Origin of the sequence: Aridibaculum aurantiacum, from assembly GCF_017355875.1 — a bacterium.
In the GTDB taxonomy this organism is placed as follows: Bacteria; Bacteroidota; Bacteroidia; order Chitinophagales; family Chitinophagaceae; genus Segetibacter; species Segetibacter aurantiacus.
Window position 1 is genome coordinate 1,424,442 of sequence record NZ_JAFEWC010000001.1, and the last position, 25,795, is coordinate 1,450,236.

The 25,795-nt window shown below is 43.3% G+C and carries 25 protein-coding genes, 5 tRNA genes and 1 other RNA gene; 23 read left to right on the plus strand and 8 right to left on the minus strand.

What is annotated here, in order from left to right:
• Positions 1-2 precede the first annotated feature (2 nt).
• From J4N22_RS05855 to J4N22_RS05875, 5 genes are all read right to left on the minus strand, one after another.
• Positions 3-839 (minus strand): DUF2911 domain-containing protein, encoded by an 837-nt coding sequence (locus tag J4N22_RS05855; protein ID WP_207492766.1) that lies wholly within the window; start codon positions 837-839, stop codon positions 3-5.
• A gap of 71 nt (positions 840-910) precedes the next feature.
• Complete coding sequence (locus tag J4N22_RS05860) at positions 911-2,221, minus strand: carboxypeptidase-like regulatory domain-containing protein (protein WP_207492767.1); 1,311 nt, start codon at positions 2,219-2,221, stop codon at positions 911-913.
• Positions 2,214-2,783, minus strand: a complete 570-nt coding sequence (locus J4N22_RS05865; RefSeq protein ID WP_207492768.1) for an RNA polymerase sigma factor — start codon at positions 2,781-2,783, stop codon at positions 2,214-2,216. Before J4N22_RS05865 ends, J4N22_RS05860 begins: the two co-directional genes overlap by 8 nt.
• A 420-nt stretch (positions 2,784-3,203) precedes the next feature.
• Entirely contained in the window at positions 3,204-5,642 is a 2,439-nt protein-coding gene (locus tag J4N22_RS05870) for a DUF5916 domain-containing protein (protein WP_207492769.1), read from the minus strand.
• 176 nt (positions 5,643-5,818) lie between these two features.
• Positions 5,819-6,571, minus strand: a complete 753-nt coding sequence (locus tag J4N22_RS05875) for an XRE family transcriptional regulator (protein ID WP_207492770.1) — start codon at positions 6,569-6,571, stop codon at positions 5,819-5,821.
• Positions 6,572-6,679: 108 nt separating this feature from the next.
• Here J4N22_RS05875 and surE point away from each other — a divergent pair, with 108 nt between their 5' ends.
• Both surE and J4N22_RS05885 read left to right on the plus strand, forming a co-directional pair.
• Positions 6,680-7,645, plus strand: coding sequence for a 5'/3'-nucleotidase SurE (surE, locus tag J4N22_RS05880; protein WP_242692068.1), 966 nt, complete (start codon positions 6,680-6,682; stop codon positions 7,643-7,645).
• A 3-nt stretch (positions 7,646-7,648) separates the two neighbouring features.
• Positions 7,649-7,942 (plus strand): hypothetical protein, encoded by a 294-nt coding sequence (locus tag J4N22_RS05885; RefSeq protein WP_207492771.1) that lies wholly within the window; start codon positions 7,649-7,651, stop codon positions 7,940-7,942.
• Positions 7,943-8,023: 81 nt separating this feature from the next.
• Here J4N22_RS05885 and ffs read toward each other — a convergent pair.
• Positions 8,024-8,122, minus strand: an RNA gene (ffs, locus tag J4N22_RS05890) — signal recognition particle sRNA small type.
• Between the two features lie 338 nt (positions 8,123-8,460).
• On the opposite strand from ffs, the gene J4N22_RS05895 reads away from it, so the two are divergent.
• Positions 8,461-8,901 (plus strand): hypothetical protein, encoded by a 441-nt coding sequence (locus J4N22_RS05895; protein WP_207492772.1) that lies wholly within the window; start codon positions 8,461-8,463, stop codon positions 8,899-8,901.
• Between the two features lie 72 nt (positions 8,902-8,973).
• Here J4N22_RS05895 and J4N22_RS05900 read toward each other — a convergent pair whose 3' ends face one another.
• A complete protein-coding gene (locus J4N22_RS05900; protein WP_207492773.1) occupies positions 8,974-9,291 on the minus strand; it encodes a hypothetical protein in 318 nt (105 codons plus the stop codon).
• 195 nt (positions 9,292-9,486) lie between these two features.
• Between J4N22_RS05900 and J4N22_RS05905 the strand changes: the two genes are divergently transcribed.
• From J4N22_RS05905 to J4N22_RS05930, 8 genes are all read left to right on the plus strand, one after another.
• Positions 9,487-12,069: a PIG-L family deacetylase gene (locus tag J4N22_RS05905; protein ID WP_207492774.1), complete on the plus strand. Its 2,583-nt coding sequence runs from the start codon at positions 9,487-9,489 to the stop codon at positions 12,067-12,069.
• A gap of 23 nt (positions 12,070-12,092) precedes the next feature.
• Positions 12,093-12,218 (plus strand): hypothetical protein, encoded by a 126-nt coding sequence (locus tag J4N22_RS20075; RefSeq protein WP_255551661.1) that lies wholly within the window; start codon positions 12,093-12,095, stop codon positions 12,216-12,218.
• A 52-nt stretch (positions 12,219-12,270) separates the two neighbouring features.
• Positions 12,271-12,405 (plus strand): hypothetical protein, encoded by a 135-nt coding sequence (locus J4N22_RS20080; protein ID WP_255551662.1) that lies wholly within the window; start codon positions 12,271-12,273, stop codon positions 12,403-12,405.
• 107 nt (positions 12,406-12,512) lie between these two features.
• Positions 12,513-14,267: a sodium:solute symporter family protein gene (locus J4N22_RS05910; protein WP_207492775.1), complete on the plus strand. Its 1,755-nt coding sequence runs from the start codon at positions 12,513-12,515 to the stop codon at positions 14,265-14,267.
• 127 nt (positions 14,268-14,394) lie between these two features.
• Complete coding sequence (gene hscA / locus J4N22_RS05915) at positions 14,395-16,251, plus strand: Fe-S protein assembly chaperone HscA (RefSeq protein WP_207492776.1); 1,857 nt, start codon at positions 14,395-14,397, stop codon at positions 16,249-16,251.
• Between the two features lie 106 nt (positions 16,252-16,357).
• Positions 16,358-17,851 (plus strand): hypothetical protein, encoded by a 1,494-nt coding sequence (locus tag J4N22_RS05920; RefSeq protein WP_207492777.1) that lies wholly within the window; start codon positions 16,358-16,360, stop codon positions 17,849-17,851.
• Positions 17,852-17,859: 8 nt separating this feature from the next.
• Positions 17,860-19,062 (plus strand): radical SAM/SPASM domain-containing protein, encoded by a 1,203-nt coding sequence (locus J4N22_RS05925; RefSeq protein WP_207492778.1) that lies wholly within the window; start codon positions 17,860-17,862, stop codon positions 19,060-19,062.
• Entirely contained in the window at positions 19,059-19,805 is a 747-nt protein-coding gene (locus J4N22_RS05930; RefSeq protein WP_207492780.1) for an SDR family NAD(P)-dependent oxidoreductase, read from the plus strand. Before J4N22_RS05925 ends, J4N22_RS05930 begins: the two co-directional genes overlap by 4 nt.
• A gap of 3 nt (positions 19,806-19,808) precedes the next feature.
• On the opposite strand, the gene J4N22_RS05935 is transcribed toward J4N22_RS05930, so the two are convergent.
• On the minus strand, positions 19,809-20,402 hold the full coding sequence (locus J4N22_RS05935) for a riboflavin synthase (RefSeq protein WP_207492782.1): 594 nt from the start codon (positions 20,400-20,402) through the stop codon (positions 19,809-19,811).
• Between the two features lie 116 nt (positions 20,403-20,518).
• Between J4N22_RS05935 and rpsU the strand changes: the two genes are divergently transcribed.
• The 12 genes from rpsU to nusG all read left to right on the plus strand — a co-directional run bounded on the left by rpsU (position 20,519) and on the right by nusG (position 25,737).
• Positions 20,519-20,716 (plus strand): 30S ribosomal protein S21, encoded by a 198-nt coding sequence (rpsU, locus tag J4N22_RS05940; protein ID WP_207492785.1) that lies wholly within the window; start codon positions 20,519-20,521, stop codon positions 20,714-20,716.
• 64 nt (positions 20,717-20,780) lie between these two features.
• On the plus strand, positions 20,781-21,701 hold the full coding sequence (locus J4N22_RS05945; RefSeq protein ID WP_242692069.1) for a tyrosine-type recombinase/integrase: 921 nt from the start codon (positions 20,781-20,783) through the stop codon (positions 21,699-21,701).
• A 213-nt stretch (positions 21,702-21,914) separates the two neighbouring features.
• Positions 21,915-22,214, plus strand: a complete 300-nt coding sequence (locus J4N22_RS05950) for an HPF/RaiA family ribosome-associated protein (RefSeq protein WP_207492787.1) — start codon at positions 21,915-21,917, stop codon at positions 22,212-22,214.
• A 50-nt stretch (positions 22,215-22,264) separates the two neighbouring features.
• A complete protein-coding gene (locus tag J4N22_RS05955; protein WP_207492789.1) occupies positions 22,265-22,531 on the plus strand; it encodes a hypothetical protein in 267 nt (88 codons plus the stop codon).
• A gap of 177 nt (positions 22,532-22,708) precedes the next feature.
• A tRNA-Thr gene (locus J4N22_RS05960) sits at positions 22,709-22,781 on the plus strand.
• A 33-nt stretch (positions 22,782-22,814) separates the two neighbouring features.
• Positions 22,815-22,897: transfer RNA gene (locus J4N22_RS05965), tRNA-Tyr, on the plus strand.
• An 82-nt stretch (positions 22,898-22,979) separates the two neighbouring features.
• Positions 22,980-23,052: transfer RNA gene (locus tag J4N22_RS05970), tRNA-Gly, on the plus strand.
• 99 nt (positions 23,053-23,151) lie between these two features.
• Positions 23,152-23,223: transfer RNA gene (locus J4N22_RS05975), tRNA-Thr, on the plus strand.
• A 213-nt stretch (positions 23,224-23,436) separates the two neighbouring features.
• Positions 23,437-24,624, plus strand: a complete 1,188-nt coding sequence (tuf, locus tag J4N22_RS05980) for an elongation factor Tu (RefSeq protein ID WP_207492791.1) — start codon at positions 23,437-23,439, stop codon at positions 24,622-24,624.
• A 135-nt stretch (positions 24,625-24,759) separates the two neighbouring features.
• Positions 24,760-24,830 (plus strand) — tRNA-Trp (locus J4N22_RS05985).
• Positions 24,831-24,921: 91 nt separating this feature from the next.
• On the plus strand, positions 24,922-25,113 hold the full coding sequence (gene secE / locus J4N22_RS05990; RefSeq protein WP_207492793.1) for a preprotein translocase subunit SecE: 192 nt from the start codon (positions 24,922-24,924) through the stop codon (positions 25,111-25,113).
• A 3-nt stretch (positions 25,114-25,116) separates the two neighbouring features.
• A complete protein-coding gene (gene nusG / locus J4N22_RS05995) occupies positions 25,117-25,737 on the plus strand; it encodes a transcription termination/antitermination protein NusG (protein WP_242692070.1) in 621 nt (206 codons plus the stop codon).
• Positions 25,738-25,795: the final 58 nt, after the last annotated feature.

Consider the following 25,795-nt stretch of genomic DNA (forward strand, 5'->3'; position numbering starts at 1 on the left):
GATTAGATCTTCTTCATCAGGTCGTTGGCCATCCTTACATAATCATCATTCTTTTGCTCAGTAGCAAGTGTTACTACTTGTTGAGCTGTTGTTCTTGCACCTGCTTTGTCACCCATGTCTTTTTGAATACGTGCCTTTAGCATGTACATCCAGAAAGCTTTAGGTGAAGCTTCAATAGCTTTATTTACATTTTCTAAAGCTTTGTCATAGTTCTTATCAAACTCGTAGTAAAAGTTAGCAGCAGGGAAATAAGGCTTTCTATCTGATTGTAGTGCCGCTTCCAACTGGCCGCGTAAGCGATCTCTTACATCTGTTTTAATAGGTACAGTAACAACTGTTTTACCCCACATCAACTCCAGGTCAGCTGTTTCGTTTGTGATGTTGTTTACCTGGATAGTAAAATTCTCAGCAGTATTTTTCAGTGATTTCGGCTGAGCTTTTACTCTTACCACATCTTCAGACTGCTTGTAGTCGTTTACGCTGGCATTTGCATTCTTATTGAATATTACTTCCCACTCATTCTTTTGTGGTATTGTAAAAATTGAATAAGAACCTGTATCAATGGTGGTGCCGCCAATGGTTACCTTATCGGTAAAACGAATACGGGTGGCTGCATTAGCGCCAGTGCGCCATAATTTGCCTAATGGAGCAAGGTCTGAATTGTCTTTGAACATTGACCTTCCTTTTACTGATGGGCGGCTATAGGTTATCTCTATACGACCCATTCCGAAGTCTTGGCGGATGTGTTGAAGAGGGCTTGGTTGAGGCATGTTGATCTGTGCCTCTACAGCTGTGCTAACTGCTAGCAGTGCAATCGCTGATACTAGAAATCTTTTCATTCGTGTGCAATTTTTTACAAACGTACACTAACGAAAACTAAGGTCAAAAGGAGTTTTGCATGAGTGGTGAATTAGTTGAAAGAAATCTTCAACCTGACCCTGCCATTTTTGCGAAGCAATCGCCAGCGTGGTCCTTTTTCAATTATCTCTGTTGCTACTTTTTCGGTTGTTTTATTGGTTCCTGTTGCTTCAATATTGGTAGGGTTTCCGGCAGAGTTTATCTTAAAAAGAATGGTCACATCATTTTCAACCATGGCACCTGCAGTTTTTATGCTGTCTACTTGTTTGTTGATGTACTGGTAGAAACTGTTCCACCCAATTAAAGGCTCTGCAACATTGGATCTTTGTTTTTGTATTGCTCTTTTCTTAGAAGTCATTCCTGTTACCACTACTTCAGAAAGCGCTGTTTCCTGCTCGGGCAGTACTATTTTAGTAGCCGGAGCACTGCTTTTCAGTTTAGCATTGGTGGTAGCGTATCCTAAAGATTGCACCGTAACATTCAAAACTGAATCTGTAGAGCGAAGCGAGAAATTTCCTTTAGCATCGGTAACAGTGCCAACCGCATTGTTGTTCGCTCTTATACTGGCAAAAGGTAGTGGATCACCTGCCGGGTCCACCACAGTTCCTGCAAAATGATTAGACGGACCTGCTGCTGTTCTGCCCTGGCGTTGGCTCATTGGGATGTCTACACCGGCTGCCCGCCCTGCCAATTGCTGATCTACCCCAGTGGGAGGGGCCGATTTTTTATCAGCATTAGAATACGTAATAGGTATTTCTGTTGCCTCCGTTGCTGTCGCTTTTTGATCCATTTGATAGGGAACAGGAGCGGGGCTAGCCACTGCCATAAGTGTGCTGTCAGGAGCTGAGGCTGCGGCTAAAGCAGGCGTATGTTTAGCTTCGTTGTTCGCCAAAAGAGGAGAACCAGCAGGTGTTGGTTTTTTCTCCCTCAGTGGCAGTTGGGCTTGTTGCACCGCCAGGCTGGGTTCTGCAGGTTGTATACTGTCAATAGTGGCTTCAACTTCATCTTGTTTTACCTGCGCCATTTGCTGCGCTGTCTGGGGTGCATCTTTATTATCGGTTATGCGGTAGGTAATGATGCCTGCGCCAAGCAATATGATTAGCATTGCTGCTATCTGCCACCATGGAGTTTTCTTTTGTGCAAACGGAATAACCTTTGCTTGTTTGGTTTCTCCCTGTACAGCATGTTCTATAAAAGCGAGATGGTTTTGTGCCTCACCTGCATCTGCATTTTTATAACCTTCCAAAGCATCCGCCAGGAATGGATCTTCCAGCATAGCTTTTTCGAAAGCATGCATTTCTTTGGCATTCATCTGCTGCTGCAGGTACCGCTGGATGTCGTTATGGTTAAAATGATCAGCCATTTTGTTCCATACAATTTTTAAGGTTTCTCCTGCCGTTTTGAATCAGGCTGCGTACTTTATTCCAATCCAGACCTGTTAGGTCACAGATCTCGTTATAGCACTTGTCCTCCATATAAAATAGGTGCACCGTATGCTTTTGCTCAGCATTTAGTTGCTCCATGCATAGCTCCAGCCTTTGCAGGCGACGTTCTTTTTCTAACACAGAATCCAGATGCGAAAAGTCTTCTGATTGCACATATTCAGATTGAAACTCTACGGTAATCATCTTTTTGTTTTGTCGAAGCACCATCAGGCAGTGGTTCTTTGTTACCACATACAGCCAGCTTTTGAAGTTTTCGATTGCGTGGTTCTTCACTTTTTCCAGCAGCTCGTTATAGATGTTCATAGTAGCATCTTTTGCTGCCTCCTGGTCTGCTAAGTATTTTATGCAGGTGCCATATACAAGGTCGTGGTAGCGAAGAAACAGTTGGGCAAGTATATCCTGGTGATGTTGTTTCTGGTAAAGTTTTACCAGTTCCAAATCAGAAAGGGGAGAAGAATGTATCTGCTTTACTATGGCCATGTGCAGCAGCAATTTACGAAAATATGCGGCAGCGGCGGGAAGTCTGAAATCAAAAGTCAAAAGGCAAAAGGCAAAAAGGGGTAAAGCAAAAAGTAAAAAGCAAAAAGAAAGAATAAAGGGCAGGAAGTTGAAGTCAAAAGTCAAAAGTCAAAAGTCAAAAGCGAAAACATCCAGCATCTGCTATCAGTTGTTTGTCATCTCGCTTCATACCAACAAGTAAAGCCTCGCGCCTGCCATCCAGCATCATTATATAATCATCTACTAAAGAACTATCTCTAACGCCTCACGCTTGCAATCCAGTATCCAGCATCCAGCATCATCATTTAAATCAACCGCCCTCAAACTAATCTCTAACGCCTCACGCCTATAAGTCAAGCCCCCAAATCTTAAATCCGCAATGTAAAATCCTAAATTATCATTCTATCCTTCAGCTTTTTTCTGCCTGCGTAGTTGCTGGTAATCGAGGAAGTAAATAAATTTAACTGTAACCTCATTGCTGTGCGGGACCTGGAAGACCTGGTTGAGGTTTTTGCTGTAGTTCCTATTGACAATGCCATTGATAGCAGCGTCTGGACCTAAAGCATTTTTCCATGCTACGATCAGGCGGCTGCCCAGCCTGAAGTCCCAGGTGTAAAACATGTCCATGTTAAACACGTTGAAGTTCCGGTCAGCATTGTTGATGAAAGGCCTGTCTGTCCAATGCCCATCGGCCTGCACATCGTGAAAAGACAGGTAGTGCACTTTGCTCCAGTAATGCCTTGCACGCATGGTTAGGTTCATACGCGGCGTGAAGTTGTAAATAGCATTTACCAGGTTGTTGTACGAGGTTATGTGTCGTTTTCCTATAACAGGCACACCTGTGGCTGAATTGGTTGTTACCCAACCAAAATTTCCTTGGTCTTCTTCACGGTTCGCATTGATTGATAATGAAAACCTTGGATTGAACCTGTATCGCAGGCTGGCTTCCACCAGGTAGAATGCATCATTTGGTATTGGCGACTCGGCAAAGCCAAAACCCCAGCCGCCGAACAATTTTTTACGGCTGTCACTGCTTCCAAATATGCCAACAAACTGCCATGGTGCCCGCTTTAAGACTTTGCCAGGTGAGCGTAATTCGAAGTAGTCGTTGAACCAGCCGATCTTTCCTTCAGAGACAATATTGACATCCCAGAAGTTTTTGAAGACAAACAAAGCATTGGCCCTGTAGCCACTTTCCTGGTATACAAAAGGCTTGTAAAGTGATTGCTGGTATACGTTGAGGTTGATGTGGTAAAAGTTGAAATTCTTAGTCGGCGTGTTCTGGTGATAACCTACATGTGCCGCCGTTCTTACTTCATTAGGCGCCAGTAGAATGCCAAGGTCATTTGGGTCAAAACGATCACTCTCTAAGGTGTTGTTTAAGCTATACGTAATTCTTCCGCTTACTTTTTCAAAAGCCACATACGACTTATAGCCATTATATTTCTCATTGCCCCAAATCTGGCTAAAGCGGCCACGCGTTACAATGCGGTAATCGTTTTTGTTGTCGTACAGCACTATGTCAAGTGCTGTTACATTAGCATTGCGGCTATTGCCTGCACGCATCACATTTGTATTTGTAAAAGTGATGGCTGAACGATTTTTTAATGCCTGGTCTAGAACAACGATGTTGTAATTGGCAAGTGGTTCTGTTTCTACTTCAAATTCTTCACCTTTATCGTTACGCAATACTGCATGCATAGGTGCCGTAACAGCATTGAAAACGCCGATTCCTAATTTATGGCGGTTACGTCCGGAGAATTTTGTGGCATTGTAAAGTTGTGTGGCGGTAGGATTGGATACAATTTGATAACTACTGTCAGCCGCCAGTCGCCTTGCCCTATGATAACCACCTGGCATTGCACCAACACGCCTGGAGTAAAAGATGCCAGCCTTGTTGAACAGCTCAGTTCCTTCAGTGAAAAAGGGACGGTTCTCGTTGAATTGTTGCTCAAACGGAGAAAGGTTGAGTATTACGTTATCACTTTGAACCTGCCCGAAATCTGGCACAAGTGTCATATCAATTGTAAAACTCTCATTCACACCGTACTTCAGGTCCATCCCTCCATTTCTTAAGAACGTCTCCTGGTTGCCTCTTCTTGTTGGAATAACACTATATCCTGCTGAAACATAAGGCTGAAAAGATAATCTTACCGGTGGCTGCAGGTTTTCCAATCCTACCAAAGAACCCATTTGGTTCACAAATCCATTTACATTAGGGTTAACAGGATTCCAATAAGCACTTTCATTTGTCCGGCGAGTAAAACGGCCAAAGTTTATTCCCCAGTCCTGTACTTCTTTTCGTGAAAAACGCAGAGCCATGTATGGGATCTTCATTTCTACCATCCAGCCATCTTCAGTTATGGATGTTTTACTTTCCCAGACTGCATCCCATTGGTAATCGGAACCAGTAGGCGAGATCCGGATATCGCTTTGAACGTTGGCTGCTGTAACTATGAACTGGAAAGCATTCTGCTTGTCATTATATGTATCAAATGAAATGCTGAAGTAATCAATATCCTGTCGCTGCTCGCCATCTCGAGGTGTAAGTTGTTTACGTATCAGTGCAGGGTCATCATGTAAAAAAGCTCCAACATAAATTGCCGCGTCATCATAAAGAAGTTTTATCTCTGAGTTTTGAGCTGCAGGCTGACCATATGCCGGTTGATTAACAATGAAGCCAGATACAGGCGTTGCTTGTTGCCATGCAGGGTCCTGCAGTTTTCCATCTATGCGTGGAGGCTGAGAAATTTTTGTTGCAACCATTGTTTTGGCAGGCTGACCTACGGTAACTATGGTAGCCAGGAGAAAGACAAACAGGCAAGCAACTTGATATCTCATTCATTTAAGGACTAAGTTCAAAAATATGTTGGCCGCGCAAGGTAACCTACCTTTCTTGATAAGCGGAAACTATAGCTGTTTAATAAATGGTAAGAAAAACAAAAAGCGACAGCCGAAGCTGCCGCTATACTTAATAACCCCCAAAAACTAATGCTATTTAAACCAGCAAATGCAGGTTAATTCATTTTCTTCTTTAGTGTACTCACCTGGTCTTGCAGGTTGGTAACCAGCGATGCAAGTTGGTTTACATCCCAGCGCTGTTGCACATTCGCCTTTTGAATGATCATTTGAGCCTGCCATAGTTCCAGGATGTCATCTGCATTAACATTGTATGGCTCGTATTGTGGATTGTCGCTTATTAGCGTCACTTTATTTTTGGTGCGGTTGTTTTTTGCCACTCTCTTGTAAACTATTCCTTCGCTGCGCGATACAACAATGTAAGTATTGTTACTTCTTACATCATCTACTGTATCTACTTTTTCACCCACTATTACCGAACCACTAGGTGTGGGCAACATACTGTCACCAATGATCTCGAAAGCGCGGTAATGTCCTGCCGCAAGCATAGGTAAGGTGAAAGTGTTTAGTTCATCAATAAAATCATCATCAGCATATCCAGCCAGGTAACCTGCGGCTGCTTTTACCGGTACAAATTGTATCTCCGCTACCGAAGTCATCATTTTCAACTGCCGGCGTTTTTCAAGGTAAGTTCCTCCTTTGGCGTTGGCTACATCCTTTAGCAGGAGCTCATCCAATGAAAGTTTAAAGATGCCACTCACGATCTCCAGTACTTCCAGTTTAGGTTCAGCTCTTTCTTCTTCATAAGCTCCTAGCAAGGAACGCTTGATCTTAAGTTTTGCAGCAAATTCTTCCTGTGTCCACCCGCGAAGCTTACGCAGGTATTTCAGGTTTTTACCGGCTTGCGACATGATGATACTAATTTGTTTAGCTTCAAAAATACTAAAATATTTAGCCTATCCAATTTTATTTTGGGAACGAATTTTTTATGGTCACATTTGTAACAACATAATTACCATATGGCGAAAAGCAATAACGGAACAACCAAAACAGAAGCTGAAAAGAAAAAAGCTGGTAAAAAACAACAAGGACAGGCTACTGATACTAAACTGAAACCAGGACTAGGCCCTGAGCAATCGCAAGAAAATACTAAGGTAAAAGCAGCCAAGGAAGCAGATACAAAACGTACACTTGAGCCCACTGCTAAAGTACTGGCAGAAGAAAAGATCATCCTTATTACGAACGACGATGGCGTGACTGCGCCTGGTTTGGCAGCACTGGTAGATTCGGTAAAGGATATGGGTAAAATAGTAGTGATAGCACCCGATAAAGCACAAAGTGGAATGGGTCATGCTATTACTATCGGGGCTCCACTAAGAATGTCGCGTGTAAATAACTTCGGAGATATTGAAGCATATTCATGTAATGGAACACCTGTTGACTGTGTGAAACTGGCGGTTGATAAAATTTTACATCGCAAGCCAGACATCTGCCTGAGTGGGGTAAATCATGGAGCCAATCATTCTATCAATGTTATCTACTCAGGTACCATGTCCGCCGCTGTGGAAGCTTCCATTGAAAGCATTCCAAGCATAGGTTTCTCGTTATTAGATTATAGCATAGATGCTGACTTCTCCGGAGCTCAGAAATATGCACGCATTCTTGTTCAGCAATTGCTGAGTCGCAAGACCATTGACAAGCATCTTTGCCTGAACGTGAATTTTCCAGCCGTAGATGTAAATAAGCTTAAAGGTTTAAAGTTCTGTCGCCAGGCATATGCTAAATATGAAGAAGATTTCCTGGAGCGTGTAGATCCTCATCAAAGGAAATACTACTGGCTGACAGGCGAGTTTGTAAACTTCGACAAAGGCCGTGACACGGATGTTTGGGCCCTCAATAACAACTATGTAAGTGTGGTTCCTGTACAGTTCGATCTAACAAATTATAAGCTGAAAGAAAAGCTGGAGAAAATTCTAAAATTCTAATTTATGCTGAAAAGGGACAGCTTACCCACGGGCATCATTCTAGGTTTTCTTGCCCCAGTGTTAGGTATGCTCATTTATTACTTCATACAGTTCAGGGCATTCTCCATGCGCGAATTCTTTACATTGATGCTACAGGAAAAGGCATTGCTAACCGGCATTGTAAGCATGTCGCTTATAGCTAATGCAGTAGTTTTTACCATTTACATCAATAGCCACAAAGACAAAACAGCAAGGGGAGTTTTTATAGCTACCTGTATTTATGCCATTGCAGCGCTTCTTTGGAAACTGATTAAGTAATATGCATGTAAAGAAATAGATAAGCCTCCGAAAGGAGGCTTTAATGTATCTGCGACTCAACAAGGAGTTGTTGTAAATAAAAAATGGCAAGTTACTTACATCGCACCGCTACAACCATCTACCCTTGCTGCATTCCTGCCCTGGGGGATTCAATAGGAGCTGGTCGTATAAGACTTGCCGCGGCAAAAGTAGGGGAATGCACTATAAGAACAAAAGAAAAAAAGAAGTTTGTCGTTTCTAGTTTCTAGTTCCTCGTTTCTAGTTGCTGGTTCTCAATTCTTATTTCTGGCTATTCTTCATCAAGCATCTCGCATCCTGTGTCTGCTATCAGTATCTGTTATCTACCATTCAGCATCAACTATCAATTATCCAGCATCCAGCATCAACTACCAACTATCCTGCATTCAGCCTAACTCATCGTACCAACGCCTAACGTCTACTCCCTAACGCCTAACTCCTCCCGCCTCCGCCTCACCTCCCTTGGCACAATTCTAGAATAGCAGTAGGAAAAAATACCTATGAAAATTTTCCAGGCGGCTTTAGGCTTGTTGACACTTGCCCTGGTAACAACAGGATGCGAGACTTTGCAAAATCTTCCTACTAATACTACGGGTAGTGTGTTTTCGCTAAACGGGCAGTGGAGACTTACTTCTACTACAGATAATAACGCAATGGTAGGAACTGTGCTACAGGTGTACCCGGTTGTGGGAAATGCTACAGTGAAATCTATTGAAAATAATACCTACTGTGTACGCGCAAATGATGAAATATGGCGGAGTGTAAAACGTAATGAAGCAGGAGGTTTTACCATCAGTAGTTTGGCCAGCGCATGCAATGGAACTGTTACTTATAACGATGGCACGATTTCGGTAGTTAATAATGATGAGATCATAGTTAGCACACGTACGGCAGGTAATTCAGAGCTGGTACAAAGGTGGGCAAGGGTTAAGAATAATTAGGCTATAATCACTCGATATAAATTGAAAGGCAGGAGTTCGTGCTCCTGCCTTTTCTATTAAACAATGATGTAATCACTGTTCCTCATTTTCATCTTTGTCATCATCATAATCCTCCAGGTCTATATCCAGGTTGTTTATGTTCATGATGCTGTTTTTGATGGTGTTGATCTTATTAATCACCTCCACCATCAGGTCAATATTGGCATCGTTAGTGTTCTCGAACATGGCCAGTTCCAGGTTGATCGTTTCTCCATGCTCGTATACCTGCGAAATATCTTCATACACACCGGCAAAGCCGATATTAACCATAGCTGTAAAAACCTGTGTTTCTGCATCGTGCAGTGCATACACCGCCTGTTCTAATGTTTTTTTATAATGCTCGTCCTGCATATTCCTCTGTTAATTGAAAAAAGACAATGATAAGCCAGATATCTTGTTTGTGATATGCTGCTGGCTTTAACTGCAAAGGTGGCAGCTAAAACCGTAAAAACAATTCATAAAGTTTTTGCTGAAACTCATCCATTTGTATAAAACCATGCGGGTTGAAGGCGTTGTAGATGGTCAAACTATATCTTCGTGGCACTTATGAAAAAATGGATATTGTCGTTTCTCGTGCTGTTCATGTATTCGCTGCGTGTAAGCAGCCAGCAGCCTGCGACCTACAACAGTTCAGATATTTTCCTGCAGTTAAAAAAGTTGAATGTACTGGGAAGTGTATTATATGTAGCCGCACACCCCGATGATGAGAATACCCGGCTGCTGGCTTTCATGGCCAGGGAAAAAATGTACCGCACCGGCTACCTTAGCCTTACCCGTGGCGATGGCGGTCAAAATCTGATAGGTAATGAACAAGGGATTGAGCTGGGGCTTATCCGTACGCAAGAATTGCTGGCTGCACGCCGCATAGATGGTGCAGAACAATTTTTTACCCGTGCCTACGATTTTGGTTACAGCAAAAGTGCTGATGAGGCAATGCGCATCTGGGATAAAGAAAAGGTGCTGGCAGACGTGGTTTGGGTGATCAGGAAGTTTCAGCCGGATGTGATCATCACACGTTTTCCTGGGGATGAGAGAGCAGGTCATGGTCACCATACCGCTTCGGCCTTGTTGGCCAATGAAGCTTTTGAAGCTGCTGCGGATCCTGCAAAATTTACCGATCAATTTGCTCATGGTGTGAAGCCATGGAAGGCAAAACGCATACTTTGGAACTCTTTCAACTTTGGCGGCAACAACACCACCAGCAACGATCAGTTTAAAGTAGATGTTGGAGCTTTCAATCCTTTATTGGGTAAGGGTTATGGCGAAATAGCCAGTGAAAGCCGCAGCCAGCATAAAAGCCAGGGATTTGGTGTGGCGCGCCAGCGCGGACAGCAGTTGGAGTATTTTACACCAACAGGTGGCGAAGCACCGGTGAACGATCTGTTTGATAACATCAATACTTCTTGGAGCAGGATAGAAGGCGGTGCTGCTATCCAGCAACAGGTACAGCAGATACTTAATTCTTATTCATTTACAAATCCTCAAGCTTCTGTTTCCGCTTTGGTGCAGTTGCACAGGTCCATCAAGGTGTTGCCACAGCATTACTGGACCAACAAAAAGCTGCAGGAAATAGAGCAGCTGATAGAAGCTTGCAGCGGGCTTTTTGCTGAAGCAGTAACCGTTCATGAGTATGGAGTACAAGGCGATTCCATTCGTTTTAGCTACGTCTTGAACAACAGGAGTGGATTAAAGACGAACTTGAAAAGTATAGCATTATTGAAAGGTTCAGCTGTAGTGGCAGGCAATAAAGTGCCGGCTACAGGTTCTGTAAAAGATACTGTAATAAACAAGCAGCTGCCGGCCAACCAGAACATGGTGATGCTACAGGACATCTTGATCGATGAAGATGTGCCGGTGTCGCAGCCATACTGGGTAGCGGCTGGTTTAAAAGGCGGTTATTTTGATGTGAAAGATCAAACGCTGGTAGGTCGTCCTGACATTGTTCCTGCTTTCATAGCTCGCTTTGTAGTGAACGTAGAAGGTGTGGACCTTGTGTTGGATAAGCCGCTTCAGTATAAACATACAGACCCGGTGAAGGGTGAGTTGTACCAGCCTCTTACCATTTTACCGAAGGTGGTTGTATCGGCTACTCCTACTGTGGTGCTGGCAAATGTGAAGCCTGCTACCAGTCCCAAAATTACCGTTGCGTATACCAGCAATGTAAATGCGCAACAGGTACCTGCTTCGCTTACTGTACATAATGGACGTGCCTCCGATCTTTTTGAAAAGCGTCCACTTGACCTGAAAAAAGGTAACGGCGGATCTTTTTCTTACCCGCTGCAGAAGATGTATCATGCAGGCCAGGGTAATAACCTTGATCATTCTTTAGTACTGCAGGTAAAAAACAAGGAGCAGAAGTTTGGCCTGAACCATAAGGCCATCCGCTACGATCACATTCCTGATATCCATTACTTCTACCACGACCAGGTAAAAGTGATAGACGCAGAGGTTAAAACAGCAGGTAAAAAAATAGGTTATATAGCCGGTGCTGGCGATCGCGTAGCAGAAGCTTTGGAGTTGATGGGTTATGAAGTGACACGCCTGGGTGAGAATGACATCACTGCTGCCAACCTGGTTCAATTTGACGCTGTAGTAACTGGTATTCGTGCCTATAATGTTCATGAATTTTTGAGCAGCAAGTACAACGACCTGATGATTTTTGTAAAGAATGGCGGAAACCTGATTGTTCAGTACAACACTAACAACCAGATAGGTCCTGTACGTGCACAGATATCACCATACCCTCTGACCATTACACGCAATCGTGTTACCGATGAGGCTTCTCCTGTTCGTTTTGATATACCTAACCACCCTGTACTGAACTACCCAAATAAGATAACGCTTAATGATTTTGAAGGATGGATACAGGAGCGCAGCATTTACCATGCTGAAACTTCGGACACGAATTATGTAGCGCCTGTATCAATGGCTGATCCTAATGAAAAACATACGGGTGGAGGACTGGTGATAGCAAAACATGGTAAAGGCAATTTTGTGTATACCGGGCTCGTTTTCTTCAGGCAGTTGCCTGCAGGAGTGCCGGGAGCATATCGTTTGATGGCCAACCTGATCGCTTTACCGAAAAATAACGTACCTGCTGGTAAGCAAACAAAAAACATCAGCAGGTAATGCAACAAAGAAGAAAAATCAGCATGGTCATACTAATACTGTTTGGCCTTGCACTCGGGTTTTTATTAAAGCGGGTAGGATTGGGATTACTGATAGGAGTAGTCCTGGGTTTACTCGCCAGTGGTATGATGGATAAGAGGAAGAAGTAGGATTTTGAGATTGAGGGATTTGGGGGATTGGTGTCTGATATTATGATGTCGGATGTCTGAAGTGATAATGTCTGATATGTGGATGCTGAATATGATGATGTTTGGTCAACAATCGTCATCTATTGCCATTCACCACTCACTACTCACCACTCACCCTCCCAACTACCACCTAACAACTAACAACTAATAAAGCATGGCATCAAAAACATCTGGCTGGAAGGTATGGTATGCGGTGGTGATCGGCTTCCTGGTGGTGCTCATCATTTTCTTCACCTGGTTCACTAAACATTATTCATGAGTTCAATAGACTGGTGGGTACTCTGCCTGACACTGCTGGGGATCATTAGCTATGGCTTGTACAAGAGCCGCACTTCTAAAAACCTGGAAGGTTATTTCCTGAGTAACAGGAGCATGCCGTGGTACCTGGTGCTGCTAAGCATCATGGGTACGCAGGCGAGTGCCATCACTTTTCTTTCTGCACCGGGACAAGCGTTCACCGATGGGATGCGTTTCGTGCAGTATTACTTCGGATTACCAATAGCGATGGTGGTGATTTGTATCACCTTCGTTCCGCTCTTCAACCGGCTGAAGGTCTTCACCGCATATGAGTTTCTTGAACAGCGTTTCGATTTGAAGACACGGACGCTAACCTCATTTCTCTTCCTGCTGCAGCGTGGGCTTTCTACAGGTATAAGTGTGTATGCGCCTTCAATCATCCTGTCGTCGCTTCTGGGTTGGAATATCTTTCTTACCAATATTTTCATGGGCGGCCTGCTCATCATCTATACTATGAGTGGTGGTGCACGTGCTGTTGCCTACACGCAGCAGCTGCAGCTCATCATCATCTTCATTGGTATGTTCCTCGCGGGTTACATGATCGTGCACCTGCTGCCTGAAGGCATTGGCTTTAGCGAGGCCTTGCACATCAGCGGTGCTTCAGGTAAACTTAATGTAATCACTACCGGTATAACAGAAAATGGCTTTGACTGGAGCGATCGCTACAATATGTTTAGCGGTGTCATAGGCGGGTTTTTTTTAGCCTTGTCGTACTTCGGCACCGACCAGAGCCAGGTGCAGCGTTTTCTAACAGCGAAAGACACAACAGAAAGCAAACGTGGATTATTGATGAACGGCCTGGTAAAGGTGCCAATGCAGTTCCTGATACTGCTGATTGGTGCATTATTATTTACGTTTTACCAGTTCAAGCCATCGCCGGTTTTTCACAACAGGGCGGTGGAGGAAAAGGCGATGCTAACACCCATGCGCGATACGCTGGAAAGCATCCGCAGCCAGTATAGCGAGATCAGTAAACGGCAGACCGGAATTAGTACCACATACCTGCAGGCGGTGAAAGAGCCGGGTGAGGCAGCTATAAAAGACAGCCTGCAAAGCGGCAACCGGCAACTGGACTCGCTGCGGACAGTGTACAAAGGCTTAATTAAACAAGCCGTGCCGCTGGCCGATACCAATGATACCAATTATATCTTCCTGCGGTTTGTGGTAGACTACCTGCCAGTAGGGCTGATCGGTCTGCTGATAGCCATTATCTTTTTAGCTGCCTGGGGCTCCATTGCTGCTGCGCTTAATTCGCTGGCGTCGTGCACCATGATAGACTTCCACAACCGCTTTAGAAAAGGTGTGGTGGGTGGAGATGCGGTGCAGGATAAGAAGGATTATCGTACCTCTAAACTCTACACCCTTGCCTGGGGTATCTTCTGTATTGTAGTGGCACAGTTTGCTAACAGGATGGGCAGCCTGATAGAAGCAGTAAACATTCTTGGCTCGTTGTTCTATGGCGTGATACTCGGCATTTTCCTGGTCGCATTTTACCTGAAGAAGATCGGTGGCAATGCCGTCTTCTGGAGTGCCATCATAGCAGAAGCGCTGGTAGTGACACTGTTTACGCTAAACGCTTACGATGTTATCAAGCTAAGCTTCCTGTGGCTGAACGCAGTAGGAGCGCTGCTGGTGGTATTTATTGCTTTGATGATGCAAGCTTTTTTGCCGCGCAACAATCGGGAAGAACTATCGCCTACTGACCGGTCATAGCTACTACCGTACAAGTGTGCGACGCAACGGACGAAACAACAGCGAACTACAGCCGGCTCCATCATTTCCCTATCTCAAAAATAGCCGCCGCTTGCTTTGTGCTACATTTGCAGCCAAATAAAGAAGTATGGCCAAAATAGGTATCAATATAGCGACCGGAAGTTTGCAGAAGGAGGAGATGATCGTGGGGATAGATCTGGGAACTACCAATAGTCTGGTTGCGATCATTCACCCGGAGAGCAAGCAACCTATTGCTTTGAAAGAACATAACAGTAGCAGCCTGGTGCCGAGCGTGGTGCATTTTGACGAGATGGGCGGTTTGACGGTAGGCGAAGAAGCTAGGAAGTTTTTGATAACTGAGCCTCAGAACACCATTTTTAGCGCGAAGCGGTTGATGGGTAAGAGCTATAATGATGTAAAGCAGAATGCTTCTTTCTTCACGTATAAAGTTATTGACGATGATACTGAGAGCCTGGTGAAGGTGCAGGTGGGCGATAAATTCTATTCGCCGATCGATCTGTCGTCGTTTATACTAAAAGAGCTGAAGGCAAGGGCAGAACATATACTGAAAACACCGGTAACCAAGGCTGTGATCACCGTGCCGGCTTACTTCAACGATGCACAGCGGCAGGCAACACGGGATGCGGGAAAGCTGGCAGGTCTTGACGTGTTGCGCATCATCAACGAACCTACAGCAGCCAGTCTTGCCTACGGTTTGGGATTGAATAAGGATGAGCAAAAGACCATAGCTGTATATGATCTTGGTGGTGGTACATTTGACATCTCGATCCTGCAAATCACCAATGGCATCTTTGAAGTATTGAGCACCAATGGCGACACTTATCTTGGCGGTGATGATTTTGATCGCGCTATTGTAAAGCATTGGCTGCAGCAGACAGGATTAAGTGAAGAGGAAATGTCTGGCAATAAAGAGCTGTCACAGGCACTTCGTTTGAAAGCTGAAGAGGCGAAAAAACATTTGAGCAGTAACAATACGTTTGAAGCTAAATTGAACGGCGATCTGCTACGGATTACCAAGGCAGAATTCAATGAGCTGATAGCACCGCTTATCAGCAAGACAATAGATAGTTGTCGTAACGCAGTAAAAGATGCGGGTATAGAGATCAGTGCGATTGATACAGTGGTGATGGTGGGTGGTAGTACTCGTGTTCCTGCAGTGAAAGAAGCTGTCAGCAGTTTCTTTGGCAAACCTGTTCATGATGAAGTAAACCCTGATGAAGTAGTGGCACTGGGCGCTGCAGTACAGGCTGATATACTGGCTGGTAACAACAAAGAATTCTTACTACTCGATATTACACCATTGAGCCTGGGTATAGAAACGATGGGTGGACTGATGGATGTGCTGATACCGCGTAATTCAAAAATTCCTACTAAGGCAGGAAGACAATACACTACTTCGAAAGATGGGCAGAGTGGTATGCGCATCAGCGTGTTCCAGGGCGAACGCGACCTGGTGCAGGACAATCGCAAGCTGGCCGAATTTAATCTGACAGGTATACCGGCTATGCCTGCAGGTTTACCTAAAGTGGAAGTGTCATTCCTGATAAACGCCGATGGTATACTGGTGGTGACGGCAAGGGAACTTCGTAGTGGGGTAGAGCAGAAGATAGAGGTTAAGCCGCAGTATGGTTTGTCGGACGAAGACGTGGAGAAGATGTTACTGGATAGTATTACCCATGCAAAAGATGATATAGCCAAACGTGCGCTGGTAGAAGCAAAGACCGAAGGTGAGCAACTGCTGGAGACAACGGAAAAGTTCCTGACGAAGAATGCGCAGCAGCTTACACAGGAAGAACTGGTGCAGACCGCTGAGGCCATGCAGGCACTGCAGCTCGCGCTAACGATGGAGGACAAAGATCTTATCCATAAGAAGATGGAAGAGCTGAATGATATCAGCAGGCCGTATGCGGAGCGATTGATGGATATGGCTGTTAGCCAGGCAATGAAAGGGAAGACGATATAATTTTCATTGATAAATAAAATCAACAACATCCTGCTGTAGCCTCTTCTCAGGGTGAATATGACAGCATTGTTGGAACAAACAGTTAAGGAAGGAAAACAGAAAAATTTTGAGTAAACGATCGATCGTAAAGGACCTGGGAGTATTGGTACTAATGCTGGTGGCATCACTCGCCTGCTTTTGGGATGTGCTGTGGCTGAATTTCTTTTCAGATGATTACCATGTCCTGTACCGGTTAACGATCGATAAAATATTCTGGGCACCGGGATTCTTCAGGCCGCTTTCAGATCTTACCCTGCTCTTTAGCTATTACACTTCCGGGTATGATGCTTTTGGATTTCGATTGTTCAATGTTTTGCTACATGGTATAAATGCTTTTTTGTTGTACAAGACATTGCAGCATTTGTTGGAGCTAAAACAGCCTCAAAAACAAGCTGCAGCTTTTATAGGGGCTATGCTTTTTGTTACTTATCCTTTTCATACAGAGTCCATCACATGGATCGTTGGAAGAGCTTCAATGGTGGCGAATTTCTTTGGTATCCTCAGTCTCTATTTCTTCTTTAGCAATTTATCCTACAAAGCCAAGATAGCTGCCTCCTGTGCATGCTATTTCATTGGCCTTGCTTCTTACGAGTCTATTATCGTTATCCCGGGTATTATTTTCTTCGCCGCCTGGTACTATACTACATGGAAGAAAGCTTTCATTGCAGTGTTGCCATATGCTGTCACACTGGCTTTGCACATGGTGGTGCGATTGACGGTTGCGGGTGTTTTTGCAGGTAATTATGGCAAGGATATGTTTGGCGAAAACCAGACGAATTATGCTGCAAAGTTCATTAAGTCGTTCGGTCGCTTGTTTGTTCCACCGTTACACAACAACCTGCTGTTGGTGGTGTTGTTCTGCCTGGTTTTTACCGTGATCATCGTTTCATTCGTGCTGGTGTTCAGGTACCGGCGGCGGCATTTGCAATTCTATATTCTGCTGTGGTTGTTCCTGCTGGTGGCGCACATTCTGCCAACTGCGTTTGGTATAGACACTCACACCAGCGATGGCGACAGGTTGTTGTATTTTCCTTCGTATTTTCTTTGTGCCATTGTTGCTTTTTTGCTTTGCATTACTACCTCCTCTAAAAAGATTGTAGTGGCTACAAGTTCATTGCTGGTACTGGCTAATTTCTACTTCCTGAAGCGTACGAATAAAAATTGGGTAAAAGCCGACACTGCCATGACGGAGGTTTTCAATAGCATTCGCCAAAATGCTTCCAGGCCCATCTACTTCATCAATATGCCCGACGCCATAGAAGGCAGTTTTGTGTTTAGGAATGGCCTGTATGAAGCACTGCAAATTCACAATATACCTGGTGATGTGCGGGTGATAAATTACCTGTTGTACAAAGATGCTATGGAGCATCCGCAAGGAATATTACCGGTATTACAGGGCGACGAAGGACTGCGGCTGCCACCTGCCGTTACTATTACACTTACTGCTTTTAAGGTAGATAGTTTAGCTAATGGAGTGCCAGTTACGAAACAGGTAAAAAGAGATCCGGCTGCTGCTATTTTATATTGGAATAGAAACAAAGTGGTATCATTGCTTCCTTAAATGTGTGTATGTACGGGGCTAAGAATTATATAAACAGGGGACTGACTTTCTTAAATAACCAGGCTTTTCCGGGTAATAAAAAACTGGCTACTTTAATGATCTATGGTACCGACCTCTGTGATTCAGCCTGCAAACATTGTCTCATTTGGGCGAAACGCCCGGTAAATTACCTTTCTAAGGAGAAGATCATCGAGATCATGCACAGTAAGTGCGTGACCAAGAACACGACTATTGGGCTCGAGGGAGGAGAGTTTTTGCTGCATCCTGACTCAATGGACATACTGAAGTGGTACACCGAGCACCACAAGAACTTCGACCTGCTCTCCAATGGTTTAAAGCCAGACTCGCTTATTGAAGCTGTGAAGAAATACCCACCCCGGAGGTTATATATTTCGCTCGATGGAGATAAAGACACCTACTACTACATGCGTGGCAAAGATGGCTATGAGGGTATCATAAGGGTAATCGAGGCGCTTCATAAGATTGTGCCGATGTCACTAATGTTCACGCTGTCGCCCTTTAATGATTTTTCTGATATGCAGCACGTGGGCGAGGTGTGCAAGAAATATGGCATAGACTTGAGGATCGGCGTATATAACGACATTGCCTTTTTTGATACCATACAGCAAGCGCACGAAACAGCTGTAGGTGTATTTAAAAATGAAGAGCCACTTACTTTCAAAAAAGTAAAAACGGTTAAGGATCGTGCTTTTAACCAGGTAAATCCGGGAGTAAATCCTTTCAGCCTGAACGATACAGTAGAAGTGCAGGAAGTACGAAAGCAGCATACGGATGTACGTAATAACCTGCCGCCCATAATCAAGGAATTTGCTGAGAATTACGACTTCCTGGTGCTGTACGACGAGTGGCGAAAGAAGGAACTGAAGCTGAAATGCTTTAGCATCTTGGATAGTCTTGTTATTCTTCCCAATGGCGATGTTCCGATATGCCAAAACCTTGATGTAATGATTGGTAACGTGAACAACCAGTCGTTGGACGATATCTTCAATTCTAAGCCTACACAGGCACTGCAGAAAGAGTACGTTCACAACTGCAACGCCTGCTGGATCAACTTCCACCGCAAGTACGACGTGGTGCTGTACCGCTCGTTTGAGAAATACTTTGGCAGGTGGGTAACCTCTAAAATGTTCGGCTACTACCAATGGGATGCCGACAGGAACTCCTACAACAACATTGTTAGTAAAGCTTGAGAAAGGTCATCATCATAGGCGCTACTTCAGGTATTGGTAAAGGATTGGCAGAACTCTATGCTGCCAAAGGCTGGAGCGTAGGCATCACAGGGCGCAGAGGACATCTTCTACAAGAAATACAACAATCATTTCCGCAACAGGTCATTACTTTTTGTTTTGACATCACAGCAGCCGACAACCTGCAGCATATTGATGAACTGGTACAGCGGCTGGGAGGTTTAGATCTATTCATTTACTGTTCTGGCATTGGCGAAATCTCTGTTCAGCCAGATTGGGAAATAGATGAAAAAGTTATAGCCACGAACGTTACGGCCTGTGCTAAAGCAGTAGGACACATCTTCAATTATTTTGTCCAGCTGGGTAGGGGGCAGGTAGCTATTATTTCGTCCATAGCTGCTTTGCGCGGGGGCAGTAGTGCACCCTCTTACAATGCTTCAAAAGCTTTTGTTAGCAGTTATGCTGAGAGCTTAAACCTGCAAGCTATTTCATTGGGAAAAGACATAGTGATTACGGATGTAAAACCAGGTTTTGTAGATACATCTATGGCCAAAGGCGGCGGAAAATTCTGGATGATGCCTGTGGGTAAGATCTGCATGCAAATAGCAAGCGCAATAGAGGCAAAAAAGCGTAAAGTCGTTGTTTCTAAAAGATGGCGGCTGGTGGCTTTCCTGATGAAGAACCTGCCGGATACTATATTCATCTATATCACCAAAAGGATGGCCGCTAAGCGTCAGCAACTCTAGTTTCTATACTTGTTTAAGCTGGTTCATGCGGGCTACATACTTGCCGATCATATCAAACTCCAGGTTTACTTCTGTTCCTACTTCTACCTGTCCAATGCTGGTATGCTCATAGGTGTAAGGGATGATAGCTACGGTAAATTGGTTATGCCCAACATTGAAGATGGTTAAGCTTGTACCGTTCAGGCTGATAGAACCTTTTTCGATGACCAGGGCAGCAAACTGTACAGGAAACTCAAAAGTGAATTCCCAGCTGCCTGTTTTATCTAATTTTTCTATACAAGTGGCTGTGCAGTCTACATGTCCTTGAACAATGTGGCCATCCAACCGGCCATTCATGGTAAGACATCTTTCCAGGTTAACAAGCGTGCCTTCTTTCCATTGTTTTAGGTTGGTTTTTTCCAATGTTTCTGCAATTGCAGTTAGCCTGTGTCGGTCCCCCATTATCTCTTCAACAGTCAGGCAAACCCCGCTGTGCGCAACGCTCTGGTCTACCTTAAGTTCATGAGAAATAGGGGATTGTATCCAATATGTAGTGTTGGTTCCGGTGTGTTCAATCTTCCTAACCTTGCCTAAAGCTTCTATTATTCCTGTAAACATGGAGGCAAATTTAACCGCATTATCCATTTTTAATTTATTTGAATTTGGCGGTTTCAGTTGTAATCCTATCTTTGCCGCCTATTTTAAAATAAAAATTACCTAAGGAGGTATCACAAATGCTAATTATTGACTCAAAGGATTGCGAGAACATTGACAAAGCGCTCAAGAAGTACAAGAAGAAATTCGAGAAATCAAAAGTCTTATTGCAATTAAGGGCTCGTCAGTCTTACACTAAACCTTCTGTACAACGCAGAACTGAAGTGTTGAAAGCAGTCTACCGTCAAAAAATGGCGAACGGCGAATTCGATAGTTAATAATTTTTATTTCCTTTCGGTTTTCCTCACATAATTTACTGTCAGCGGTAAAGTCATGAACTTTATGCTGACAGTTTTTTTTATGTCTATACCTGAATACGATCAACTACAGAAATTCCTTGAGTACCTTCAATTTGAAAAGCGGTATTCCCAGCATACTATTCTGTCATATAAAACAGATCTATACCAGCTTATTGATTATCTGCAGTACACGTACGAGGGTGTACCCTTGCAAGCTGTTACTGCTACCCAGGTAAGGTCGTGGCTGGCTTCTATGCGCAACGATAAAGCCACAGCTAAAACGATCAATCGTAAGATATCTTCCCTCAAATCTTTTTTCAAGTTCCTAATGCGATCGGGTGAACTTGAAAAATCACCAATGGCAACCATTGTGGCACCCAAGATCAATAAACGCCTGCCTTCTTTTGTAGCTGAGACTGAAATGGCTACCCTACAAACTCATGTAGAGTTCCCAGATGATTGGAAGGGCATAACCAGCAAATTGATCATTTCCCTTCTGTACGCTACAGGCATCCGCTTAAATGAGCTAATTACGCTAAAGACACAGCATGTTGACCTGTACAATCAACAGGTAAAAGTTTTAGGGAAGGGTAATAAGGAGCGGATCATCCCGGTAGGGAAAGATGTTTTAGACCAGGTAAAAGCTTACCTCAAATTAAAAAAAGAACAGAACCTGGTGAATGAGCGTGATCACCTGTTGGTGACAGAGAAAGGAAAGTCGCTTTATCCAAAATTCGTTTACCTGGTAGTAAAAGAACATTTAGGTTATGTGACCACGCTAAACAAGAAAAGCCCCCACGTTCTTCGTCATACTTTTGCCACCCACTTAACCAATAATGGCGCTGATCTTATCGCCGTTAAAGAACTTCTTGGCCACAGCAGCTTGGCAGCTACTCAGGTTTATACGCATAATACCATCGATAAGCTAAAGAACATTCATAAGCAAGCGCATCCTAAAGCTTAGGTACTTGTTTCCAATGATTTACGTCATTTACTAGGTCAATTTTTTGCTTGAAATTGCTATTTCTACAAAGCTTAAAAATTGAAAAAAATTGCCAAAACAAAAGTGGAAGTATGGGTTAGATAATATAACTTCATACGAACCTGAAAACAGGGATGCTTATGGTAAAAATGTACGCTTAGTTCTTTAATTATAAACCGTAAAAACAGCGATGTTATGAACGTAAACATTCAAACTGTGCATTTTAATGCAGACGAGAAACTATTAGATTATGTAAATAGGAAAATAGAAAAACTAACAACCTTTCACGACCGAATAACCAAAATTGATGTCTACCTCAAACTTGATAATGTAGTTCACACGATTAAAGATAAAGTTGCTGAGATCCGCGTTCACATTCCACGACACGATTTTTTTGTAAAAGCTTCCTCTAAATCTTTTGAAGAATCATTTGAGAATGCACTGGACTCCATGATAAACCAGATAAAACGACAAAAGCAAAAACAAGCAGCATAAAAAGACTTCAAGGCCTCAATTTGAGGCCTTTTTTATTGCACTTTTGCAGCATGAAAAAGTATTGCATCATTGGCGGTTTCTTTTTATCAACTGTTTTACTTAGTTGCAATACGCAGCAGGAAGTAAAAGCAAGAATATTTGAACGCAAAGAAGCTAACGATAATATGTTGCTGATAAAGTACCAGTACCAGGTAAACGGCACACAATACCAGGATAGCGCCATTATTAAAAACGTTGAATTGCCAGGGGATTCAATCCGCGTAAAGTATCATTCTTTGGAGCCTGGAAAAGCTATTCCACATCTTGGTAAACAGTAGCGGAATTTTGTATATGAAGTCTTTGAAAAAATACTTAGAAAAAAGTTTTTCAAAATTTTGGTAATTCAAGTTTTCTCTTACCTTTGCCATCCCGAAAAACACAGGGGGTAGCTGAAAAGCAAGTTCTTTCAAAGATTGATAAACAATGTGTTCTAAAGAACATTTGTAAAATAAGTAGCCGAAGTAGCTCAGTTGGTAGAGCAGCTGATTTGTAATCAGCAGGTCGTGGGTTCGACTCCCTTCTTCGGCTCTTTTTGTTTGGTTGGTTAACAGTCAAACAAAAGGGCAGGTTCCAGAGCGGCCAAATGGGGCGGACTGTAAATCCGCTGTCTTTCGACTTCAGAGGTTCGAATCCTCTCCTGCCCACAGATCTTTATTTCTGATTTTAGATTTATTGATGTTGTGATTTACAATCTCAAGATCAGCAATCACCAAATCAGCAATTCAAGCGGGAGTAGCTCATTTGGTAGAGCGATAGCCTTCCAAGCTATAGGTGGCGAGTTCGAGCCTCGTCTCCCGCTCTTATAGGAATAGTCATTTAGACATTAGGTCAATGGTCATAAGGATTTTGCATTCCGACTTTCTGACTTGATGGCCCACTGACTCAATGACTTTTAAAAGCTGTTGTAGCTCAGGGGTAGAGCACTTCCTTGGTAAGGAAGAGGTCGTGAGTTCAATTCTCATCAACAGCTCTACGTTCAAGATTAAGCTATCAGCATCAGCTATCAATCTCTTATGATGAATGATACCTGGCGACTGATGCTTCAACAGTACAAGAGTGCGACGCAACGGCAGCTACATAGTAGATTTGAAGTTGGGTTACCAAAAGAAATAAGAAAAACCTACTTTTGCACCCGCGAAAGCAGGTTTTTAAAATTTAAAACCACAATCTAAAACAAATAAAAATGGCAAAAGAGACCTTCAAGAGGGAGAAACCTCACGTTAACGTTGGTACTATTGGTCACGTTGACCACGGTAAAACAACTTTGACTGCCGCTATCACCGATATTTTGTCAAAACAAGGTCTAGCGGAAAAGAAAAACTACGATGATATCGATGGTGCACCTGAAGAAAAAGAAAGGGGTATCACTATTAATACTGCTCACGTAGAATACCAAACACAGAATCGTCACTATGCGCACGTTGACTGTCCTGGTCACGCTGACTATGTTAAGAACATGATCACTGGTGCTGCTCAGATGGACGGTGCTATCCTTGTGGTGGCTGCTACTGATGGTCCTATGCCTCAAACTAAAGAGCACATCCTTCTTGCTCGCCAGGTAGGTGTACCTCAGCTTGTGGTTTTCATGAATAAGGTTGACCTTGTTGATGATCCTGAATTACTTGAACTAGTTGAAATGGAAATCCGTGATCTGTTAAGCTCTTACGGATTTGATGGCGATAATACTCCAATCATCCAAGGTTCTGCTACTGGCGCTCTTGCTGGTGAAGAAAAGTGGGTTGCGAAGATCTCTGAATTGATGGATGCAGTTGATAGCTACATTCCTCTTCCTCCTCGTCCGGTTGATATGCCATTCCTTATGTCAGTAGAGGACGTATTCTCTATTACTGGTCGTGGTACTGTTGCTACTGGTCGTATCGAAAGAGGTCGTATCAAAGTTGGTGAGCCTGTTGAAATCGTAGGTTTGATGGATGCTCCATTGACTTCTACTATCACTGGTGTTGAAATGTTCAAGAAACTTCTTGACCAAGGTGAAGCTGGTGACAACGCAGGTATGCTATTGCGTGGTATTGAGAAAACTCAAATCCGTCGTGGTATGGTTATCTGTAAGCCAGGTTCTATCACTCCGCACACTGAATTCAAAGGTGAGGTTTACGTACTTAGCAAAGAAGAAGGTGGACGTCACACTCCATTCTTCAACAAGTACCGTCCTCAGTTCTACTTCCGTACTACTGACGTAACTGGTGAGTGTGTACTTCCTGAAGGAACTGAAATGGTTATGCCTGGTGATAACACTTCATTGACTGTTAAACTTATCCAGCCGATCGCGATGGAGAAAGGTTTGAAATTCGCTATCCGTGAAGGTGGTCGTACAGTAGGTGCTGGTCAGGTAACTGAAATCCTGAAGTAATCAATTAGTACTCAGTACAAAACATAGCTAAAAAGTGCTCGTTCATCGTAACGAGCACTTTTTAGCACTTTTAAAAGTTCTTTTATAGTAGGATGTACAGGGTAACTCCTTACCTTAGTATTTCATACTGATTTTACGGGCATAGTTCAATGGTAGAATAGAGGTCTCCAAAACCTTTGATCAGGGTTCGAATCCTTGTGCCCGTGCAGAGAAATGTTTGAGGTTTGAGGTTTCTAGTTTAAAGTTGAAGACTTTAGGCTAAACCTTAAAACTTGAACCTAAAACTTTAAACCTATAATGAACAAGATCTCAAATTACTTTAGAGAGAGTTACCTGGAGCTGACGGAGAAAGTAACATGGCCTAGTTGGCTGCAGTTACAGCAATCAACTATCATTGTTCTGGTTGCTACCATCATTATCACGGCTTTGGTGTGGGTAATGGACTTTGCTTCACAAAATTTATTGAAGCTTATTTATTCTTTGTTTTAACTAATGGAAGATACTAATAACATAGAACAAGCTACTGCTAATACGCAGGAACAAAATGAACCACTGGATCTTACCAAGTGGTATGTTTTGCGTGTAGTAAGTGGTAAAGAACGGAAGGTAAAGGAGCACCTTGATAAGGAAGTGAACCGTAGCGGCTGGAGCGAAACCATCAAGCAGGTTTTCTTACCAATGGAAAAGGTGTACAAGGTGCAGAATGGTAAGAAGGTAATGCGTGAGAAGAACTATTATCCTGGTTATGTATTACTTGAAGTAAGTGATGGCAAACTAAACGATGATATGGTGCAGCACATCAGCAACATCAGCAATGTAATGCACTTCTTAACGGATGGTAAAGGTTCTAAGGGCAACATCATTTCGCTTCGTAAAAGTGAGGTGAACAAGATGTTGGGTAAGGTAGATGAAATGAGTGATCAAGGTATCACCATGAATGAACCTTTTATTGTTGGTGAAACTATCAAGATCATTGAAGGACCGTTCAACGACTTTAATGGTGTGATAGAAGAAGTGAACGATGAAAAGAAGAAACTGAAGGTTACTGTAAAGATCTTCGGACGTTCAACACCTGTAGAATTGAACTATATGCAGGTAGAAAAACTAGGATAAATAATATTTTCTATATCTTAAGCCGCAGCAAACAACTGCGGCTTTATTTTTACTTCAA